At 70.7% G+C, this 17091-nt stretch carries 14 protein-coding genes; 8 read left to right on the plus strand and 6 right to left on the minus strand.

Annotated features, from left to right (window positions below; genetic code table 11):
* Positions 1-234: 234 nt before the first annotated feature.
* The gene (locus WMF27_RS28105; RefSeq protein ID WP_437765793.1) at positions 235-1047 is read left to right on the plus strand and encodes a serine/threonine protein kinase; all 813 of its coding nucleotides are present in this window, start codon (positions 235-237) and stop codon (positions 1045-1047) included.
* Between the two features lie 513 nt (positions 1048-1560).
* On the opposite strand, the gene WMF27_RS28110 is transcribed toward WMF27_RS28105, so the two are convergent.
* Positions 1561-1899 (minus strand): hypothetical protein, encoded by a 339-nt coding sequence (locus WMF27_RS28110; RefSeq protein ID WP_437765792.1) that lies wholly within the window; start codon positions 1897-1899, stop codon positions 1561-1563.
* 625 nt (positions 1900-2524) lie between these two features.
* On the opposite strand from WMF27_RS28110, the gene WMF27_RS28115 reads away from it, so the two are divergent.
* The 5 genes from WMF27_RS28115 (at position 2525) to WMF27_RS28135 (ending at position 8308) form a co-directional block, all read left to right on the plus strand.
* The gene (locus tag WMF27_RS28115; protein WP_437765791.1) at positions 2525-3475 is read left to right on the plus strand and encodes a lipase family alpha/beta hydrolase; all 951 of its coding nucleotides are present in this window, start codon (positions 2525-2527) and stop codon (positions 3473-3475) included.
* Positions 3475-3855, plus strand: a complete 381-nt coding sequence (locus tag WMF27_RS28120; RefSeq protein WP_437765790.1) for a hypothetical protein — start codon at positions 3475-3477, stop codon at positions 3853-3855. Before WMF27_RS28115 ends, WMF27_RS28120 begins: the two co-directional genes overlap by 1 nt.
* 102 nt (positions 3856-3957) lie before the next feature.
* A complete protein-coding gene (locus WMF27_RS28125; protein WP_437765789.1) occupies positions 3958-4572 on the plus strand; it encodes a TetR/AcrR family transcriptional regulator in 615 nt (204 codons plus the stop codon).
* Entirely contained in the window at positions 4566-6299 is a 1734-nt protein-coding gene (locus tag WMF27_RS28130) for an ABC transporter ATP-binding protein (RefSeq protein ID WP_437765788.1), read from the plus strand. Before WMF27_RS28125 ends, WMF27_RS28130 begins: the two co-directional genes overlap by 7 nt.
* Positions 6296-8308, plus strand: coding sequence for an ABC transporter ATP-binding protein (locus tag WMF27_RS28135; protein WP_437765787.1), 2013 nt, complete (start codon positions 6296-6298; stop codon positions 8306-8308). The genes WMF27_RS28130 and WMF27_RS28135 overlap by 4 nt, the downstream gene beginning before the upstream one ends.
* 163 nt (positions 8309-8471) lie before the next feature.
* On the opposite strand, the gene WMF27_RS28140 is transcribed toward WMF27_RS28135, so the two are convergent.
* The 4 genes from WMF27_RS28140 to WMF27_RS28155 form a co-directional block, all read right to left on the minus strand.
* Positions 8472-9641, minus strand: a complete 1170-nt coding sequence (locus WMF27_RS28140; RefSeq protein ID WP_437765786.1) for a pyridoxal phosphate-dependent aminotransferase — start codon at positions 9639-9641, stop codon at positions 8472-8474.
* A gap of 177 nt (positions 9642-9818) precedes the next feature.
* Positions 9819-11873, minus strand: coding sequence for a sodium-translocating pyrophosphatase (locus WMF27_RS28145; RefSeq protein WP_437765785.1), 2055 nt, complete (start codon positions 11871-11873; stop codon positions 9819-9821).
* A gap of 313 nt (positions 11874-12186) precedes the next feature.
* Positions 12187-12609 (minus strand): DUF1810 domain-containing protein, encoded by a 423-nt coding sequence (locus WMF27_RS28150; protein ID WP_437765784.1) that lies wholly within the window; start codon positions 12607-12609, stop codon positions 12187-12189.
* Positions 12610-12751: 142 nt separating this feature from the next.
* The gene (locus tag WMF27_RS28155) at positions 12752-13432 is read right to left on the minus strand and encodes a hypothetical protein (RefSeq protein WP_437765783.1); all 681 of its coding nucleotides are present in this window, start codon (positions 13430-13432) and stop codon (positions 12752-12754) included.
* A gap of 169 nt (positions 13433-13601) precedes the next feature.
* Between WMF27_RS28155 and WMF27_RS28160 the strand changes: the two genes are divergently transcribed.
* Positions 13602-13904: a hypothetical protein gene (locus WMF27_RS28160; RefSeq protein WP_437765782.1), complete on the plus strand. Its 303-nt coding sequence runs from the start codon at positions 13602-13604 to the stop codon at positions 13902-13904.
* A gap of 142 nt (positions 13905-14046) precedes the next feature.
* Here the strand turns inward: WMF27_RS28160 and WMF27_RS28165 are convergent, their stop codons facing one another.
* Positions 14047-15549: a DUF5050 domain-containing protein gene (locus WMF27_RS28165; RefSeq protein ID WP_437765781.1), complete on the minus strand. Its 1503-nt coding sequence runs from the start codon at positions 15547-15549 to the stop codon at positions 14047-14049.
* A 672-nt stretch (positions 15550-16221) separates the two neighbouring features.
* Between WMF27_RS28165 and WMF27_RS28170 the strand changes: the two genes are divergently transcribed.
* Positions 16222-17058 carry a hypothetical protein gene (locus tag WMF27_RS28170; protein WP_437765780.1) on the plus strand — a complete coding sequence of 279 codons (837 nt, stop codon included), beginning with the start codon at positions 16222-16224 and terminating at the stop codon, positions 17056-17058.
* The last annotated feature ends 33 nt before the right edge of the window (positions 17059-17091 follow it).

Below are 17091 nucleotides of genomic sequence, written 5' to 3' on the forward strand. Positions count from 1 at the left end.
CGCCTATGCCCCCTTCCCCCTTGCAGAACGAGCCCGCTGTACCCACCTTGAGCTAATTTCCGTCGTCCTCGGTTGCGCGCTTCCAACAGAGTGGCAATCTTGCTCGCTGCTCCGCTGAACCCCAGTGGAGCGGGACCTCCTTCTGTCCGCGTCGATGCCCTGCGTCCGCTGTGGCTCTGAAGCCAGCAGCAGGACCGCACGCTCACGCCCTGCATCCGAAAGGCCGAACCGTTCATGAACCCACCGATCGTCTTCCACATTCGCACCATCGGACCCCTCGGAGAGGGAGGTCTCGGCACCGTCGAAGAGGTGGAGATCATCTCCGACAACGGCCCTTACCCGAGAGGCGCGCGGCTCGCGCTCAAGAAGCTCGGGCCCAAATGGGCGGACGACCCGGGAGCACAAGCCCGCTTCGAGCGTGAAATCGAGCTCCTCAAGACGATGGACCATCCCGGTATTGTCAAGTGCGTCGGCGAAAGCCTGCCCGGCTACGAGCGCACCTACACGATGCCCAAGTACCCGGGTAGCCTCCGCAAGTTGCTCAACGAGCACAACGGCCCGATCGCCCTTTCCTGGGTCGTCAACTTCGCGATGAGCGTCACCAGCGCGCTGGCCTACGCCCACCAGCACAACTTCATCCACCGCGACATCAAGCCCGAGAACATCCTGATCGACTCCAGCAACAACCCCGTCATCGCAGACTGGGGCCTCGGACAGTTCATCCACCAACATTCCAAGGTCCTTGACCTCAAGACCAAAGGCCCGGTCGGCACCTTCTATTACTGCTCCATGGAGCAGTGGAACACGGGCCGGTGCGAAGCCCCGGGCGACGTGTACTCGCTCGGCATCGTCCTCGCCGAGATGGTCCTCGGTCGCCGGCGCCCGATCGCGCCGCCGTTCTCCGGCATTCAGCAAGACGTCCTCTCGGGCCACACCACCCAGGAGCGGCGGTTCAACGACTTGATCAAGAAAATGACTCACTTCGACGCGAGCAAACGCCACCAGACGATGACCGACGTCGCCGCGGCGCTCTTGTTCTGCGCCTGAGAATGCCTGGCGACAATTACATGTACCCATCGGCGACAACTACAACCTGGAGCCAGAGCCCCCTGCGGAGCACCCGTCTGCCCTCGCCCGAGGCCACGACCGCGTCGCGCGCAGGCCACGGCAAGCCACGAAAGTGCTCAGCTTTGCGGAGTCGGAGCGAAGTGGAGAGCCTTGCCGTGGGCGAGCACAACGCGATGCTCACCTCGGTGAGAAAGCCCATGTCGTAAATGTCGTCGATGGGGAGATGTAATCGTCGTCGGGTAGCCCCTCGACGGATCGTCACAATCCACGCATGCCTCGAACCGGATGCACGCCGAACCACAACCCGGGTGGTGGTCCAGGGAGTCGGGCACCGGGTGCACCGCTCGAACAAACACCGGTGTTCGCTGGCGACCCTCGCGCCGCAGCAACGCGCCCGGAGGGACAGCCTCGATCTCGCCCACGCCCCCTAGATTCCCACCGTGGTGAAACCCGAGTTCGCCTTCGAGGTCCTCTCGCCATCGCCTGCGGCGTTTATAGCCCGATGTTCTGCGCGGCGTTGTCTGTGAACAGCCGCCCGTGCCGGATGTAGCGACGCACCTGCACGCGCGAGCGGTGGCCAGTGTGGTTCATGATGTCGCGCTCGGATTTGCCGGCGAGCGCGGCCGCGGTGATGAACCCCGCCCTCAGGAAGTGCCCGCCGAGCTCCTCGATCTGCAGCTCCGCGGCTCCGGCGGCGCGCTGCAGGATGCGCGCGACGTCCCGCCCATCGAGGCGATGCGGCGTCAGCTTGCCGTGTCGGTTGACGCCTCGAAACAGCGCGCCCGTCGTGATCCCGCTCGCCTCACGCCACGCGCGCCAAGCACGGGGCACGTCGCCGGGGTCGAGCCATAGGGCACACCAACCAGGCGCCCCGCGCCTTCCTGGTCCGCGATCGCGCCCTCCTCCTCTTTGGCTGGGTGTTACGGCCCCCCTGGGGCTGGTCGTGAGGTCGCGCATGCTACCGTCCGTTCCCATCATGGAAGGTTCGATCCTGCAGCACATCGTTGCAAGCGATGGGACGCGCATCGCGTGGCACACGCACCAGCGCCCAGGCGACGAGGTGCAGCTGCGAGATCGACCGCCCGTCGTCCTCACGAACGGCCTCAGCACGACGGAGAACTTCTGGAAGCACCTTGTAAGCGCCCTCGCAATGACGACCCACCTGGTCCACTGGAGTTACCGGGGTCACGGGCAGAGCGAGATAGCGCGCTCGGGCGACTACGCCTGTGAATTCCCCCTACGGCATTCGGGTCCCCTGGGTCGACGTGCCCGCATTGTTGATGCCGTTCATCACCGAACGAAACTTCGAATCCATCGTCGAAGGCCTTTCGGCTGAGCTGCGCGGCCCCTTTGTGTTTCATGGAAGGAAGTCCAAACGCGATTCGGGAGCGCGGGCGCCGATCTGCGGAGGGGCACCCGGCGCGGCACCATGCTAGAACGCAGGCTGGCTCATCGCATGGGAAACAACCTGGAATCGGCCATTGCTGTCCTCAATGGATTCCTCGGCGACTACCTGAGGCGGACCGCCAATGGCCTTGCGACCGCGATGCAGCTCGTCCGCGATGGGCGCCCGGTGCCGCTCACCGGGGCGCTCCCCGCGGCCGCTGCGTCGGCCACGCCGCGCGTCGTCGTGCTCGTGCACGGGCTGATGAGCACCGAGGACGTCTGGGCGATGCCGGACGGCGAGACGTACGGATCGCTGCTCGCGCGCGATCTCGGCTACACGCCGCTCTACGTGCGGTACAATAGCGGTCTCCGTGTCTCCGAGAACGGGGAGGCCCTGGATGTCCTCCTCGAGGAGCTCGTCTGTCGCTATCCCGTTCCCGTGGAGGAGCTGGCCCTCATCGGCCACAGCATGGGTGGCCTGGTCGCGCGCAGCGCCGCGCACGCGGCGAGCGGCAAGGGGCGGAGGTGGCTGCCCCTGCTGAAGCGGGCCTTCTATCTCGGCACACCCCACGTCGGCGCCCCGGCGGAGCGCCTTGGCAGCGCCGTCACGTGGGCGCTCGGGCGCATCGACAATCCGTACACGAAGCTCATCGCCGACATCGCGAACCTCCGGAGCGGCGGGATCAAGGACCTCGCCTATGCCAACCTGCGCCGAGAGGACTGGGAGGGCGCCGACGCGGACGCCCTGCTCCAGAACCGGCGCCATCCCGTTCCCCTGCTCCCGCACGTCCGCCACCACCTCATCGCCGGTGCGCTCACGACCGACCCGCGGCTCTCGCTCCTGTTCGGGGACGCGGTGGTCCCGCTGAGGAGCGCCACGGGGAGGGCGGTGGCCAGGGACCGGTGCTCGCCGTTCCCGCAGGAGCACGTGCGGATCATGCCGGCGCTCGGCCACCTGCGCCTGGCCCGCGACCCGGGCGTCTACGCGCAGATCCGCGCGTGGTGCGAGGAGGCGGCGTGATGGATCGGTGGCGCGGCCTGAAGGACCTCGTGCAGGACGCGGTCGACCACGGCTCGCGGGCCGTGGAGCGCCTGCAGAAGCACGCGGCGAAGCTGCCTTTCGACCTGCTGGAGCAGATTCCTCCCATCGCGGCGCCGGTGAGGGGGATCCGGCTCGTCCACGACACCATGGTGTCCGGCGTCCACGTGGCGATCCGCCTCGTCAACCGGGTCGCGGGGTACACCATCGATGGGGTCCTCTTCGTCGTCGAGCAGCAGCAGCAGAAGGAGCCGGCGGGGACGCCGGGCGAGGGCGAGGCCAGCGCGCCGGACGCGCCGGACGCGCCGGACGCGCCGGACGCGCCGGCTGGCCGTCGAGGGACAGAACGCGGCAGACCGTGACCCGGATGTTGACCACGAAATAAGGCCCCGATCCCGTCTGCAGACCGAGTGAGTGAGCGCTCACTCTTGACGAGTGAGCGCTCACTCCGGTACACGGGACGCATGGCACCACCTAGCCGGCGAGCTCCTCCCCTGCGTCCGGAGGAGCGTCGCGCGAGCATCATCGCGGCGACGATCCCGCTGCTGCGCTTGTACGGCCGCAACGTGACGACGGCTCAGATCGCGATGGCCGCCGGCACCGCGGAAGGGACGCTCTTCCGCGTGTTCCCCGACAAGGAGTCGCTGATCCAGGCCGCGATCGCGACCCTGTTCGATCCGGCGCCGACGCTGCGGGAGCTGGAGCGCATCGATCTCGCGGCGCCGCTGCGCGATCGCTTGATCCAGGCGGTCGAGGTCCTGCAGCGCCGCGTCGAGGGCATCTGGCAGCTCATCTCGATGCTCGGCATGACGATGCCGCCCCCCGTACGCCCCGAGTCCGGGTGCGCTCAGACGCCGCGCCAGGATGAGCAGGTTCACGTGCAGCTCGAGCGCCTGTTCGAGGCGTCGCGCGACGAGCTGCGCTGCGATCCGGCGTATGCAGCGCGGCTACTGCGCATGATGACGTTCGCGGGCACGCACCCGCGGATCACCGACGGCATGCCCCTGACCGCCGCGGAGGTCGTGGCGATCCTGCTCGATGGTATCCGCCGCCGCCCCGAAGAGGAGGAGCCTTGCTGAGGCAGCTGTTGCGCCGCTTCCTGCGCCCACAGGTGCGCTTGCTCGCGCTCGTCGTCGCGTTCCAGCTCGTGGCGACGCTCGCTTCGCTGTACCTGCCGAGCCTGAACGCCGACATCATCGATCAGGGCATCGCGCTCGGCGACACGCCGCGGATCCTGGAGCTCGGCGCGATCATGCTCGCGATCACCGGCGTCCAGATCGTGTGTTCGGTCGCCGCGAACTACGCCGGCGCGCGCGTCGCGATGAGCTTCGGCCGCGACCTGCGCGCGGCGGTGTTCCACCGCGTCGGCGAGTTCTCCGCGCGCGAGCTGTCGCGGTTCGGAGCGCCGTCGCTCATCACGCGCACGACCAACGACGTCCAGCAGGTGCAGATGGTGGTGATGATGGGCTGTACGATGCTCGTCCTCTCGCCGATCATGTGCGTCGGCGGCATCGTGATGGCGCTGCGCGAGGACGGGTCGCTCGCCTGGCTGCTCGCGATCGCGGTGCCGCTGCTCGCGGGCGCCGTCGTCGCGATCATGTCGCGGATGGTGCCGCAGTTCCGGCGGATGCAGCCCCTCATCGACACCGTGAACCGCGTGCTGCGCGAGCAGATCACCGGCGTGCGCGTGATCCGCGCCTTCGTGCGCGAGCGCGCCGAGGCGGCGCGCTTCGAGCGCGCGAACGGCGACCTCACCGAGACCGCGCTGCGCATCGGGCGCCTGCAAGCGCTGATGTTCCCGACCGTGATGTTCGTCTTCAACGCTTCGAGCGTCGCCGTCCTGTGGTTCGGCGCGCACCGGATCGCGGACGGCACGCTCGCGATCGGCTCGATGACGGCGTTCCTCGCCTACCTGGTGCAGATCCTGATGGCCGTGATGATGGTGACGTTCATGGCCGTCATGCTGCCGCGCGCGGCCGCGTGCTCGGAGCGCATCGTCGAGGTGCTGGACACCGAGCCGTCGGTGCGCGCTCCCGACCAGCCCGTGACGCTCGTCGAGCCGGCCGGCCTCGTCGAGCTGCGAGACGTCGAGTACCGCTATCCGGGCGCCGAGCTGCCCGTCCTGCGCGGCATCTCGTTCGTGGCGCGCCCCGGGCAGGTCACCGCGATCATCGGCAGCACCGGCTCGGGCAAGACAACGCTGCTCGACCTGATCGCGCGGCTCATCGACCCGACGAGGGGCGAGGTCCGGCTCGACGGCGTCGACGCGCGCATGCTCGCCCTCGAGGCGGTCTGGTCGTGCATCGGGCTCGTGCCGCAGCGGGCCTTCCTGTTCTCCGGCACGGTGGCCTCGAACCTGCGCTACGGCGACCCCGCGGCCACCGACGAGCAGCTCTGGGCGGCCCTCGCCGCCGCGCAGGCGCGCGACTTCGTCGAGGCGATGCCGCGCAAGCTCGACACGCCGATCGGGCAGGGCGGCACGAACGTCTCCGGCGGCCAGCGCCAGCGGCTGTCGATCGCCCGCGCCCTGCTGCGCCGGCCGCGCGTCTTCCTGTTCGACGACGCCTTCTCCGCGCTCGACGTCGCGACCGAGGCCCGGCTGCGGGCCGCGCTCGCCGAGCGCACGCGCGCCGCCACGGTGATCCTCGTCGCCCAGCGCGTGTCGAGCATCGTCGACGCGGACCAGATCCTCGTGCTCGACAACGGCGAGATCGTCGGCCAGGGCAAGCATGGCGAGCTGCTCGCGTCGTGCCCGACGTACGCCGAGATCGTGGCCTCGCAGCGCGATGCGGCGGTGGCCGCATGAGCGCGCGTCACGCGGGTCCCCCGCCCGCCGCCCCCGCGGGGGCGCGCTCCCCGGTCCTGCCGCGCGGCCCCTTCGGCATGGGGGCCGCGCCGCCGCAGAAGGCGAAGCAGTTCGCCCCCTCCGCGCGGCGCCTCCTCGGCCGCCTCGCCCCCGAGCGCGCGCGCCTCGCGGTCGTGCTCGCTTGCTCGCTGCTCAGCGTGGGGCTCGGCCTGGCCGGCCCGAAGCTGCTCGGCCGCGCGACGGACATCATCTTCTCCGGCGTGATGGGCGCTCGCCTCCCGGCGGCCGCCACGAAGGCCGAGGCCGTCGCGGAGCTCCAGCGCTCCGGCCAGGCGCGGCTCGCCGAGCTCGTGGGCCACATGGACGTCGTCCCCGGCCGCGGCATCCAGCTCCGCGAGCTCGCCGAGCTGCTCCTGCTCGTGATGGCGCTCTACGCCGGCGCGTCGCTGTTCGCCTGGCTGCAGGGCTACCTGCTCAACGAGGTCGTGCAGAACGCCGTGCGACGGCTCCGCGCCGAGGCTCAGGACAAGCTCGCCCGCTTGCCGCTCGCCTACTTCGACGGCCGCCCGCACGGCGAGCTCTTGAGCCGCGTCACGAACGACATCGACAACGTCGCGCAGGGCCTGCAGCAGACGCTGACGCAGATCATGAACGGCGCGCTGACGCTCCTCGGCATCGTCGTCATGCTCGTCGTGATCTCGCCGGTGCTCGCGGTGATCACGCTCTTCACCGTGCCGCTCTCGGTGCTCACGACCGCGGCGGTCGCGAAGCGCGCGCAGGCGAAATTCGTCGCGCAGTGGGCGCAGGTCGGCGTGCTCAACGGCCAGATCGAGGAGGCGTTCACCGGCCACGCGCTCGTCAACGTGCTCGGGCGGCGCCGCGACGTCGAGGCCCGCTTCCAGTCGACGAACCAGGAGCTCTTCGAGACCAGCTTCCGCGCGCAGTTCATGTCCAGCATCATCATGCCGGCGGTCAATTTCGTCGGGAACCTGACCTACGTCGCCATCGCCGTCATCGGCGGCCTGCGCGTCGCGTCGGGCGCGATGCTGCTCGGCAGCGTGCAAGCGTTCATCCAGTACTCGCGCCAGTTCTCTCAGCAGCTCGGCCAGCTCGCGTCCGTCACGAACGTCCTGCAATCGGGTGTTGCCTCTGCAGAGCGGGTGTTCGAGCTGCTCGACGAACAGGGCCAGTCACCCGACGCCACCCCGCCCGCGGCCCTGCCGAAAGTGAGCGGCGAGGTCCGGTTCGAGCACGTCACGTTCCGCTACAAGCCCGACGAGCCCCTCATCGAGGACCTCGACCTCACGATCCTGCCAGGCCAGACGGTCGCGATCGTCGGCCCGACCGGCGCCGGCAAGACCACGCTCGTGAACCTCTTGATGCGGTTTTACGAGCTCGACGGCGGCCGGATCCTGATCGACGGCGTCGACATCGCGCGATTGCCGCGCCGCGAGCTGCGCGCGAAGCTCGGTATCGTGCTGCAGGATACATGGCTGTTCTCGGGCACGATCCGCGACAACATCGCGTTCGGCAACGCCGCCGCGACCGAGGCCGACATCCAGGAGGCGGCGCGCGCGGCGCACGTCGACCGCTTCGTGCGCGCCCTGCCCGCCGGTTACGATACGGTGATCGACGAGGACTCGGGCAACCTGAGCGCCGGCGAGAAGCAGCTCATCACGATCGCCCGCGCGTTCCTCGCGAACCCGGCGATCCTGATCCTCGACGAGGCGACCTCCTCGGTCGACACCCGGACCGAGGTGCTCGTCCAGCGCGCGATGGCGGCCTTGCGCGCCCAGCGCACGAGCTTCGTCATCGCGCATCGCCTCTCGACGATCCGCGACGCCGACATGCTCCTCGTCATGAACGCAGGCCGCATCGTCGAGCGCGGCACGCACGCGGAGCTCCTCGCCGCAGGGGGGGCCTACCACGCGTTGTACCAGACCCAGCTCACCGGCAACGGCGGAAGCGGCGCGAAGCTCGAGGGCCACGCTGCCGCGCTCAGTCGATGACCGCGGTGGCCTCGACTTCGACCAGGTGATCGGGGTCGGAGAGCGCGCCGACGCCCAGCAGCGTGCCTGGCGGGCCGTGCTCATGCCAGCGGGCCGGCGGAAGCCGAAGGAGACGCGCGCCGCCTCGTGAGCTCCCCGGGCACCCCCAGCGACCCCCCGCCGGTCACCGCGCGCGCTGGCGCTGCCAGGCGACGATCCGCGTCACCGCCTCGTCGACCTGCTCGACCGGGGCCGCGAAGGACAGCCGGACGTACCGCGCGCCGCCTTCGCCGTCGAAGTCCGCGCCCGGCGTGAGCGCCACGCCCGTGTCGGCGAGCAGCCGCTCGCACCACGCGACCGAGTCGTCCGTGCCGACGTCGGCGTACAGGTAGAAGGCGCCGTCGGGCGGGGCGACCTTCCAGCCGAGCTCGGGCAGCCGCCGCAGCAGCAGGTCGCGCGCGGCCGCGTAGCCCTCCACCCGCCGGTCCGCCTCGGCGTACGCCTCCGGGGTCAGGGCCGCGAGCGCCGCGTGCTGCGCCAGGGCGGGCGGGCACAGCGCGAGGTTCCCCGCCAGCGCGTCGACCGTCGGGACGAGCTCCGGCGGCAGCACGAGCCACCCCAGGCGCCAGCCCGTCATGGCCCAGTACTTCGAGAAGCTCGACACGACGACGGCGCCCGCGTCGGCGTGGCGCGCCGCCGTCGCCTGGCGCCCGGCCCACGGGCCGTACGTGAGGCCGTGATAGATCTCGTCGCTCACCAGCCGGACGCCGTGCTCCGCGCACCAGCGCGCCATCGCGTCGAGCTCCGCGGCGTCGACCATCGTCCCCGTCGGGTTCGCCGGGCTCGCCAGGACCACGCCGTCGAGCTTTGCGCCTTCGCACGCGGCCCTGAGCTGCGACGTCGTCAGCTGGAAGCGGCTCTCCGGGCCGCACGGCAGCTCGACCACCTCCACCCCGAGGGAGCGAAGGATGTTCCGGTACGCCGGGTAGCCCGGGCGAGCGAGCGCCACGCGGTCACCCGCCTCGAACGCCGCGAGGAACGCGAGCAGGAACCCGCCCGACGACCCCGTGGTGAGGGCGACGCGCGACGGGTCGAGGTCCACGCCGTACCAGCGGCCGTAGTGCTCCGCGAGCGCGCGGCGCAGCGCCGGGATGCCGAGCGCCTCGGTGTACCCGAGGTCGCCCTCCGCGAGGAGCGCGGCCGCCCGCGCGCGCACGGCGGCGGGCGCCCCTGAGCCCGGCTGGCCCGCGCACAGGCTGATGACCGGCTCACCCGCCGCGCGCCGCGCGTTGGCGGCGGCGAGCACCTGCATGACCGCGAACGGCGGCACCTGCGAGCGGCGGCTGATCCTCACCCGGCCATCCTTCTCCCCCGCCGAAGACAGGCCATTTACAGCACGGCAGCGCCGCTGTCAGCAGAGGAAATCCGACGGCCGAGGCAGGACGAGAGCCGTGCGTGAAGCCACAAAAGCGAGAACGCGGCCGGCGAGGGCCGCGTTCTCTCTCGTTGCTCGCCGTGACGGCGCGTCCGCTCAGGCGATGAGCGGAGCGATGAGGAGCGACACGACGCCCATCACCTTGATGAGGATCGAGATGCCGGGGCCCGAGGTGTCCTTGAAGGGATCGCCCACGGTGTCGCCGACGACGGCGGCCTTGTGGGCGTCGGAGCCCTTCGCGTGGCCGTCGAGACCGCCCTTCTCGATGTGCTTCTTGGCGTTGTCCCAGGCGCCGCCGCCGTTCGCCATCATCAGCGAGAGCACCGCGCCGACGACGAGCGCGCCGGCCAGCGTGCCCGCGAGGACCTCGGGGCCGGCCACGAAGCCGACGACGACCGGCGCGAGCACCGCGATGGCGCCGGGCGCGATCATCTCGCGGATGGCGGCCGACGTGGCGATGTCGACGATGACCTTCGGCTGCGGGTCGACGCCCGGCTTGCCCTCGAGCAGGCCGGGGATCTCGCGGAACTGACGGCGGATCTCCTCGACGATCGCGCCGGCCGCGCGGCCGACGGCGGTCATCGTGAGCGCGCCGACGAGGCACGGGAGGAGCGCGCCGAAGAGCAGCCCCATGAGGACCTTGGCGTCGGTCAGGTACAGCACGAGCTCCGGGAGGCCCTTCGCGCGGCGGACCGCGTCGACCTCCATGTTGAAGGCGGCGAACAGCGCGACGACGGTGAGCACCGCCGAGCCGATCGCGAAGCCCTTGCCGACGGCGGCGGTGGTGTTGCCGACCGCGTCGAGCTCGTCGGTGATCGCGCGGACCTCCTTGCCGAGGCCGGCCATCTCGGAGATGCCGCCGCCGTTGTCGGCGATCGGGCCGTACGCGTCGACGGTCATGACGATCGCGGTGCCCGCGAGCATGCCGACCGCGGCGAGCGCGATGCCGTAGAGGCCGAGGTAGTGGTTCGAGATCCAGCCCACGGCGACGAGGGTCATGAGGGGGATCGCGACGCTCTCGAGGCCGACCGCGATGCCGCGGATGACGTTGGTGCCGGGGCCGGTGAGCGAGCTCTGGGCCACCTTGTGGATGGGGCCCATCGACGTGTAGTAGTCGGTCACGAGGCCGACGATGGCGCCGCCCGCCGCGCCGGCCGCGAGGGTGACGACGGCGCCGGAGCTGAAGCCGAGCCCCGGGAGGATGCCGGCCGCCGCGAGCACGACGAGGAACGGCGGGACGATGAGCGCGAGGCGCAGCACCCGGGCCGGCGGCAGGTTCTTGAGCGCGCGCGTGATGAAGATGCCGACGACCGAGACCGCCAGGCCGATCGTCGCGAGCAGCAGCGGCAGCGACACGGCCATCGCGCGGAGCTCCTGCTCGCCCATCGACGGCGCGAGCTGCTGCAGCTTGGCGATCGGCAGCGTGAGGCCGAGCGCGATCGCGGCGACGACCGCGGCCACGTAGCTCTCGTAGATGTCGGCGCCCATGCCCGCGATGTCGCCGACGTTGTCCCCGACGTTGTCGGCGATGACGCCCGGGTTGCGGGGGTCGTCCTCGGGGATGTTCGCCTCGACCTTGCCGACGATGTCGGCGCCGACGTCGGCGGCCTTCGTGTAGATGCCGCCGCCGATGCGGGCGAAGAGCGCGATCGAGCTCGCGCCGACGGCGAACGAGTGGACGATCGTCGCGAGGTGCTCGTGGCTGCGGAACAGGGCGTAGATGCCGCCCAGGCCGATGAGGCCGAGCCCCGCCACGCAGAGGCCCATGACGGCGCCGCCGTCGAGCGCGGTGACGAGCGCGGTGGCCTTGCCGTGCGCGCGCGCGGCCTCGGCCGTGCGAACGTTGGCGTACGTCGCGGCCTTCATGCCGAAGAAGCCGGCGATGAGCGACAGGAACGCGCCCGCGGCGAACGCGCCCGCGGACAGGAGCCCGAGCGTCGCGGCCAGGAGCGCAAAGACGACGGCGGCGTAGACGGCGAGCACCTTGTACTCGCGCGCGAGGAAGGCCATCGCCCCCTCGCGGACGTAGCGCGCGATGCGCGCCATCGTCTCGTTGCCTTCAGGGGCCCTCTTGACACGCACGTAGAACGTGCGTGCGACCATGAGCGCGACGGCGCCCGTTACGAGCGACTGGTACGACAATGCATCCACGGGTGATGGTCCTCTCGGTCGCCCCCGGCCGGAGCGAGCGCCGGCTCCCTCGTCCGTCCACGACGGCGGATCAAGTAGGAAATTGCGTTGCCTCGGTTCCAGACGGCCGCCCAGGGCGAAATCTTGAGCTGGCACCCTGGGACGTGGTGTCCGCAACGTCGGTGGTGCTGGTTCCCGCGCGAGCCGACAGAAACCGTGACATCGGAATGTTACAGGCAAGGAGGGTGCGCCCGACGCGACGCGACGCGACGCGAGCGCGTCGACGATCCACCCACGGGGGGCGATCCAGCGGCGCGTCCGGCGACGGCCGGCGCTACCCGAGCAGCGCGAGCGTTCGCGGATCGGGCTCGCCGCCGCAGTACTTGTCGAGCGCCGTGAGGAACGCCCCCTCGCCGGGGGCCGCGCGGGAGAACAGGGTCATCGACGAGCAGAACTTCATGTCATCGGGGCTATCGAAGATGCCGTAGAGCGAGCGCCCCTCGATCTGGTTCACGAGGCGAGTGCACTCCAGCAGTCTCGGACCGAGCGTCGGGTGCTGCAGATACGCCTCGGCTTCGCCCTTCGAAGCGATGCCGTACCTCTCAGCCATGGCGCTGTGGCCCAGGCCCTTCAGCTGCGGAAAAATGAACCACATCCAGTGGCTGGTCTTCTCTCCTCGGCGCAATTCGACCAGGACGCGGTCATAGACCGGAGCCTGCGCGTCCACGAATCGTTGCAGGTCGTGCGGATCGGGCATGGGCGCTCCTCGACCCCAGAATAGCATTCTACCCGTCGCCGGGCTTCCAGCTGCCTCGAGGATCCGTGGGGATTCAAGGCGCTTCGCGCGAACAGCGGATCGCTGCTCGCGCCAGCCCGCCCGGATGGAGCGATGGGCAGGGCTAGAAGCTCGTGTGTGTCCCCGTGATCCAGACGGACGCGTGGGAGCCGTCGGGCTGCGTGGCCCAGGTGCGGACGCGGTACTTGGTCGTGGCGACCTGCTGCGCGGTCCCGTAGTTCTCGTGGTAGTAGACGAACGCCGGCGTCGAGCAGTGCCCGCGGCCGGTCAGCGGGTTGTCCCAGAGCCACGTGCCCGCCTGCTCCTTGTACGTGAGCTGCACGAACTGGCTCGTGGCCGCGTCCCAGCGCTGCACGCGCGTGGCCATCTTGGTGTTCGCGCAGTCGCTCATCGCCTGCGACGCGTTGCTCCACGAGGTGGAGGAGGCCCCCCAGAAGGTAGGCTGCACGTCGAAGCGGTATGTCTCCGGGATCTGGTGCTGGTAATAGCCGGGCACGGGGAAATCCACGATCGTCGTCGCTCGATCCTGCCCGATGTCCGGACAGATGCCGTCGATCCACTGGTAGGCGCGGACGTAGGTCTCGCTTGCTCCGACCGCGGTGAGCTGCGGGCTGGTGAAGTTCGGGGCGGTCCCCATCGCGCAGGGGTCAGGGTTTCCTCCGAGCTCCTCGGCGCTCTCCGCCGTGTCTTCCTCGTCGAAGCTGCCGGCGTCCGCCGCCACGCAGCCCGTGACCATCGAGAAGGTGATGAGACCGAGACCGAGATGATACGCAGCAATCTTCATGGTGTGACTCCCTTGGTATGCCGGCCGCTCGGGCCGCCCCCGCCCCCGCAACCAGCCAGAGAGCAGGGAGCGTGCCTGCGACGATCCCCTGAGCGCTCCTGTGCCCTCGATGCTCTCGCAGCGCAGATCGCGACGCAGGTCGTGGGGCAGACCGCCGCTCGACCCGGCGATGGAGGCGACAACCTCCTCCATCGGCAGGGCGATGGAGGCGCGCGCCTCCACCTGTTCCATCACCGCCACGGCCGGAGCGGTGTGCGCGCTCGACGCCGAGGGGGCCCTCGCGTGCAAGCGCTACGATGGCGCCGACATGCCGATCGACGCCGGGCGCTTCACGTTCATCGAAGGCGGGTACGACCTCCTTTGCGGCGTGCGCACCGGCGGCTCGGGCGCCTGCTTCCGCCACGGCGGCTGGAACCTTGGTGAGGTCGGTCCGTTCGTGCCCGTCGCGCCGGCGCTCGATCCTGGCTGGTGAGCGCCGGGGCCACGATCGTGGCGACGACGCGCGGGCGCGGCGACGGCGTCACGACGTGAGCGCCGCCGCGCGTCCTTGGCGGCTCAAGAGCCCCCCACGTTCAGCGAAGCGACCCCACCACCCGCCGCCGGGACACGGACGCTCAAGGAGCGTTGTAGGACGCGACTTGCCCCTCGTAGCGGTAGTCGCCGGCGTTGGACCAGAACACGTTTTGCCCCTCCGGGGCGATGACACGCCAGGGGACGGGCTGCCCGAACGCCAGCAGGACGGTCCTGTTGCTCTCGAGATCGTGCGCGTTGACGCTGCGGTTCCCGCGCGTGTCCGTCGAGAACAGCGTCGAGCCCCGGAGGGCCAGCTCCGCCATCGAGTCCCCCCGATAAATCAAGGTCTTCTGTCCTCCGGCGATGGGCGCCTTGAACACCCCGCCGTCGCCCGCGTTGGCCCAGTAGACGAACGCCGCGTCCACCGCGATCCCGGCCGGCTCGGCCTCGTTGTCGGCGATGACGGTCACCTCCCCGCCCGCCTTCGCCACCTTGTAGACCTTGTTGGTCGCCGCGCCGCCGGTCCAGTAGAGGTTCTGCGCGTCCTGCGCGAGGTACGCGGGCCTCCCGGCGCCGGACGCGAGGACGACCGGCTCGCCGCCGTCGAGCGGCATCGTGAAGAGGTTCTCTCCATCGCCGTCGCCGAAGTAGAGGGCGGACGCGTCGCCGATGACGCTCACGACATAGCCGATCTGGGCCAGCGTCTCCACCTCCAGGGTCGCCTTGTCGACGCGCCGGAGCGCCGAGGGGATCACCGGGTCGTCATCGCCGCCGCTCGCCCAGTACACGTGGGAGTCGTTGACCCACAGCGCCTTGGGATCGGGATCGGCGGGGATCATCGCCTCTGGCTCGGCGGTGCCCAGCCTCACGCGGTAGATGAATCCGTCGTTGTTGTCCCCGGTCGCGACGTCCTCGGTGCCGCCGCTCGCGAAGTAGAGGAAGGACGCGTCGGTGGCCAGCGCGCTCGGATAGCGGTGCAGGCTCGCCATCGGGGTCGCCAGGATCATGCCTGGATAGATCCTCGAGAGGCGGTCGGTCTCCGTGACGACGCTGACCCTCGAGACGTCGTGCCGCGCGAGCGGCGCGAAATCGTCCGAGCCCTCCTGCGCGGTGAAGCCATGGGCGCCGAGGACCGTGTTGTCACCCAGCTCCGCCCTGAGCTCGACGGTGATCGGCAGCGTGAGCGTGATCGGCCTCTCGAACGTCAGGCCCTCCGGGCCGAGGACGTACATGGGCCCCACCGCGCCCTCGGGGGCCTCGTCGATGCGCTCGATGGTGATCACCGTGTTCTCGTTCACCGCGCCCGGCGGCACCTCGAGGATGAAGCCGTCGTCCGCTGTGAAGGTCCCGCCCTGCGCGTCGACGGAGAACTGCTCGCCGGCCCCCGGCTGCGCGCCGGTCCCTGACGTGGCGCCGCCGCCTGTATCGCCGCCGCTCGCATCGCCGCCGCCGGTGGTGCCGCTGCCCGTACCGCCGCCGCCGGTGGTGCCGCTGCCCGTATCGCCGCCGCCCGTGGCCCGATTGCCCTTGTCCGTCCCTCCGCACGACGCGCTGCTCAGCGCGGCAGCCGCGCACGCCAGCACCACGAATGAGGTCCTTGTCATCGTCTCGCTCCTCCGCTGGCGGTCGTCGCCGCCATGTCATGGAAGGCCATGGTTCTGCCGAGCTCACCATGGGGGTGGCCGCGACATCACCCTTGATCAGACAACAGCGTAGCGCCCGATGGGGCGGTGGCGAGCTGAGCCAGAGCAGGTGAGAGACATACAGTCTTTACCTGTCAGGGTTATCCCAGGCGTCCACTTGCCATGACCCTTACGCATCGTGGTTGTCCCAGGGTCCACTCGCTACAGTGCTTACCTGTCAGGGTTGTCCCATGTGCACGGTTGGACGGCGCGTCGCCGGCGGCTCATGGCGCGGCGGGGCGACGGCGCCGCGCGGGCGCGCGGACCACGCTCGGCGACGGCGGGTATCGCGCGGGTGAGCGCGGGCACCGCCGGCGCCCGGGGAGCGGCAGCCCAGCATGCGCCGAGGGCGGGGCATCGCGGGCTTCGCGGCGACGAGCGCCTCCTCCGGCGTGCAGCGCATGGCCGAGAGGTGGCCCATCGTGCGGCCGGAGCGGGCGACGGGCTCGCCAGCGTCGGGACTCCCTGCGGGGCGCCCGTCCACACCGTGCGGGCGGATTGAGTTCGTGAACGGTCTGCGTATCCTGGCCTCGCTGCACCGAAGCCACCCGCACAGTTCCTCGGAGTCGTCGCGCGAGCGCGACGGGAGCCAGCATGCCGATCGGGCAAACGAAAGGGAGTACCGTACCGCTGCGCCGCGACGCCGCGCCGCGCGCTCGCGGCGTCCAGACCGCCGCGGTGCTCGCGGCGCTGCTCGGGCTCGCCGCGCCGGCGGCCGCGCAGGCGCAGGCCGCGCCGCCGAAGCCGGCACGCGGCGACGCGGCGAGGCCCGCCGCACCAGGCACGGCGCCCGCGGCAGCGGGTGCCCCGATCGCTCCGGCGCCCGCCCCGATCGCTCCGGCGCCCGCCCCGATCGCTCCGGCGCCCGCCCCGATCGCTCCGGCGCCCGCCCCGATCGCTCCGGCGCCCGCCCCGATCGCTCCGGCGGGCGGCGCGCTGGTGCCCATCCCGCAGGGCTACTACCTGCCGGCGCCGCCGCTCCCGCCGTGGGCCAACCCGCGGACCATCGAGTACGAAGAGGGGGACCCGATCCCGCGCGGCTACGCGCTCCGGAGCAGGGCGGACCGCAAGCTCGCCACGGCGGGGCTGCTCACGTTCGGCATCCCGTACGCGCTCACGTTCACGATCGCAGGCGTCGCGTCGTTCGACGACGACGAGTTCGACGAGTTCGGGCCGCTGCTCATCCCGTTCGCCGGCCCGATGATCGCGATAGGGACCCTGGAAGCGGAGGGCGCGGGCATCTTCTGGCTCACGATGGACGCCGTGACCCAGGTGGGCGGGCTCATCCTGTACGCCGCCGGTCTCGCGAACGAGGACATCTACCTCGAGCGCCAGTTCACGGTGAGCTCACGCGACCCTGGGCTCGCTGCGTCCCGCTGGCCCGAGGTCTCGATCGGCGGGTCCTCCGCCACCCTCCGATGGAGATTCTGAGCTGGTGCCCCTGCGCCGACAGCCCTCACCCCG

Origin of the sequence: Sorangium sp. So ce281 (assembly GCF_051527395.1) — a bacterium.
GTDB lineage: Bacteria > Myxococcota_A > Polyangia > Polyangiales > Polyangiaceae > Sorangium > Sorangium cellulosum_B.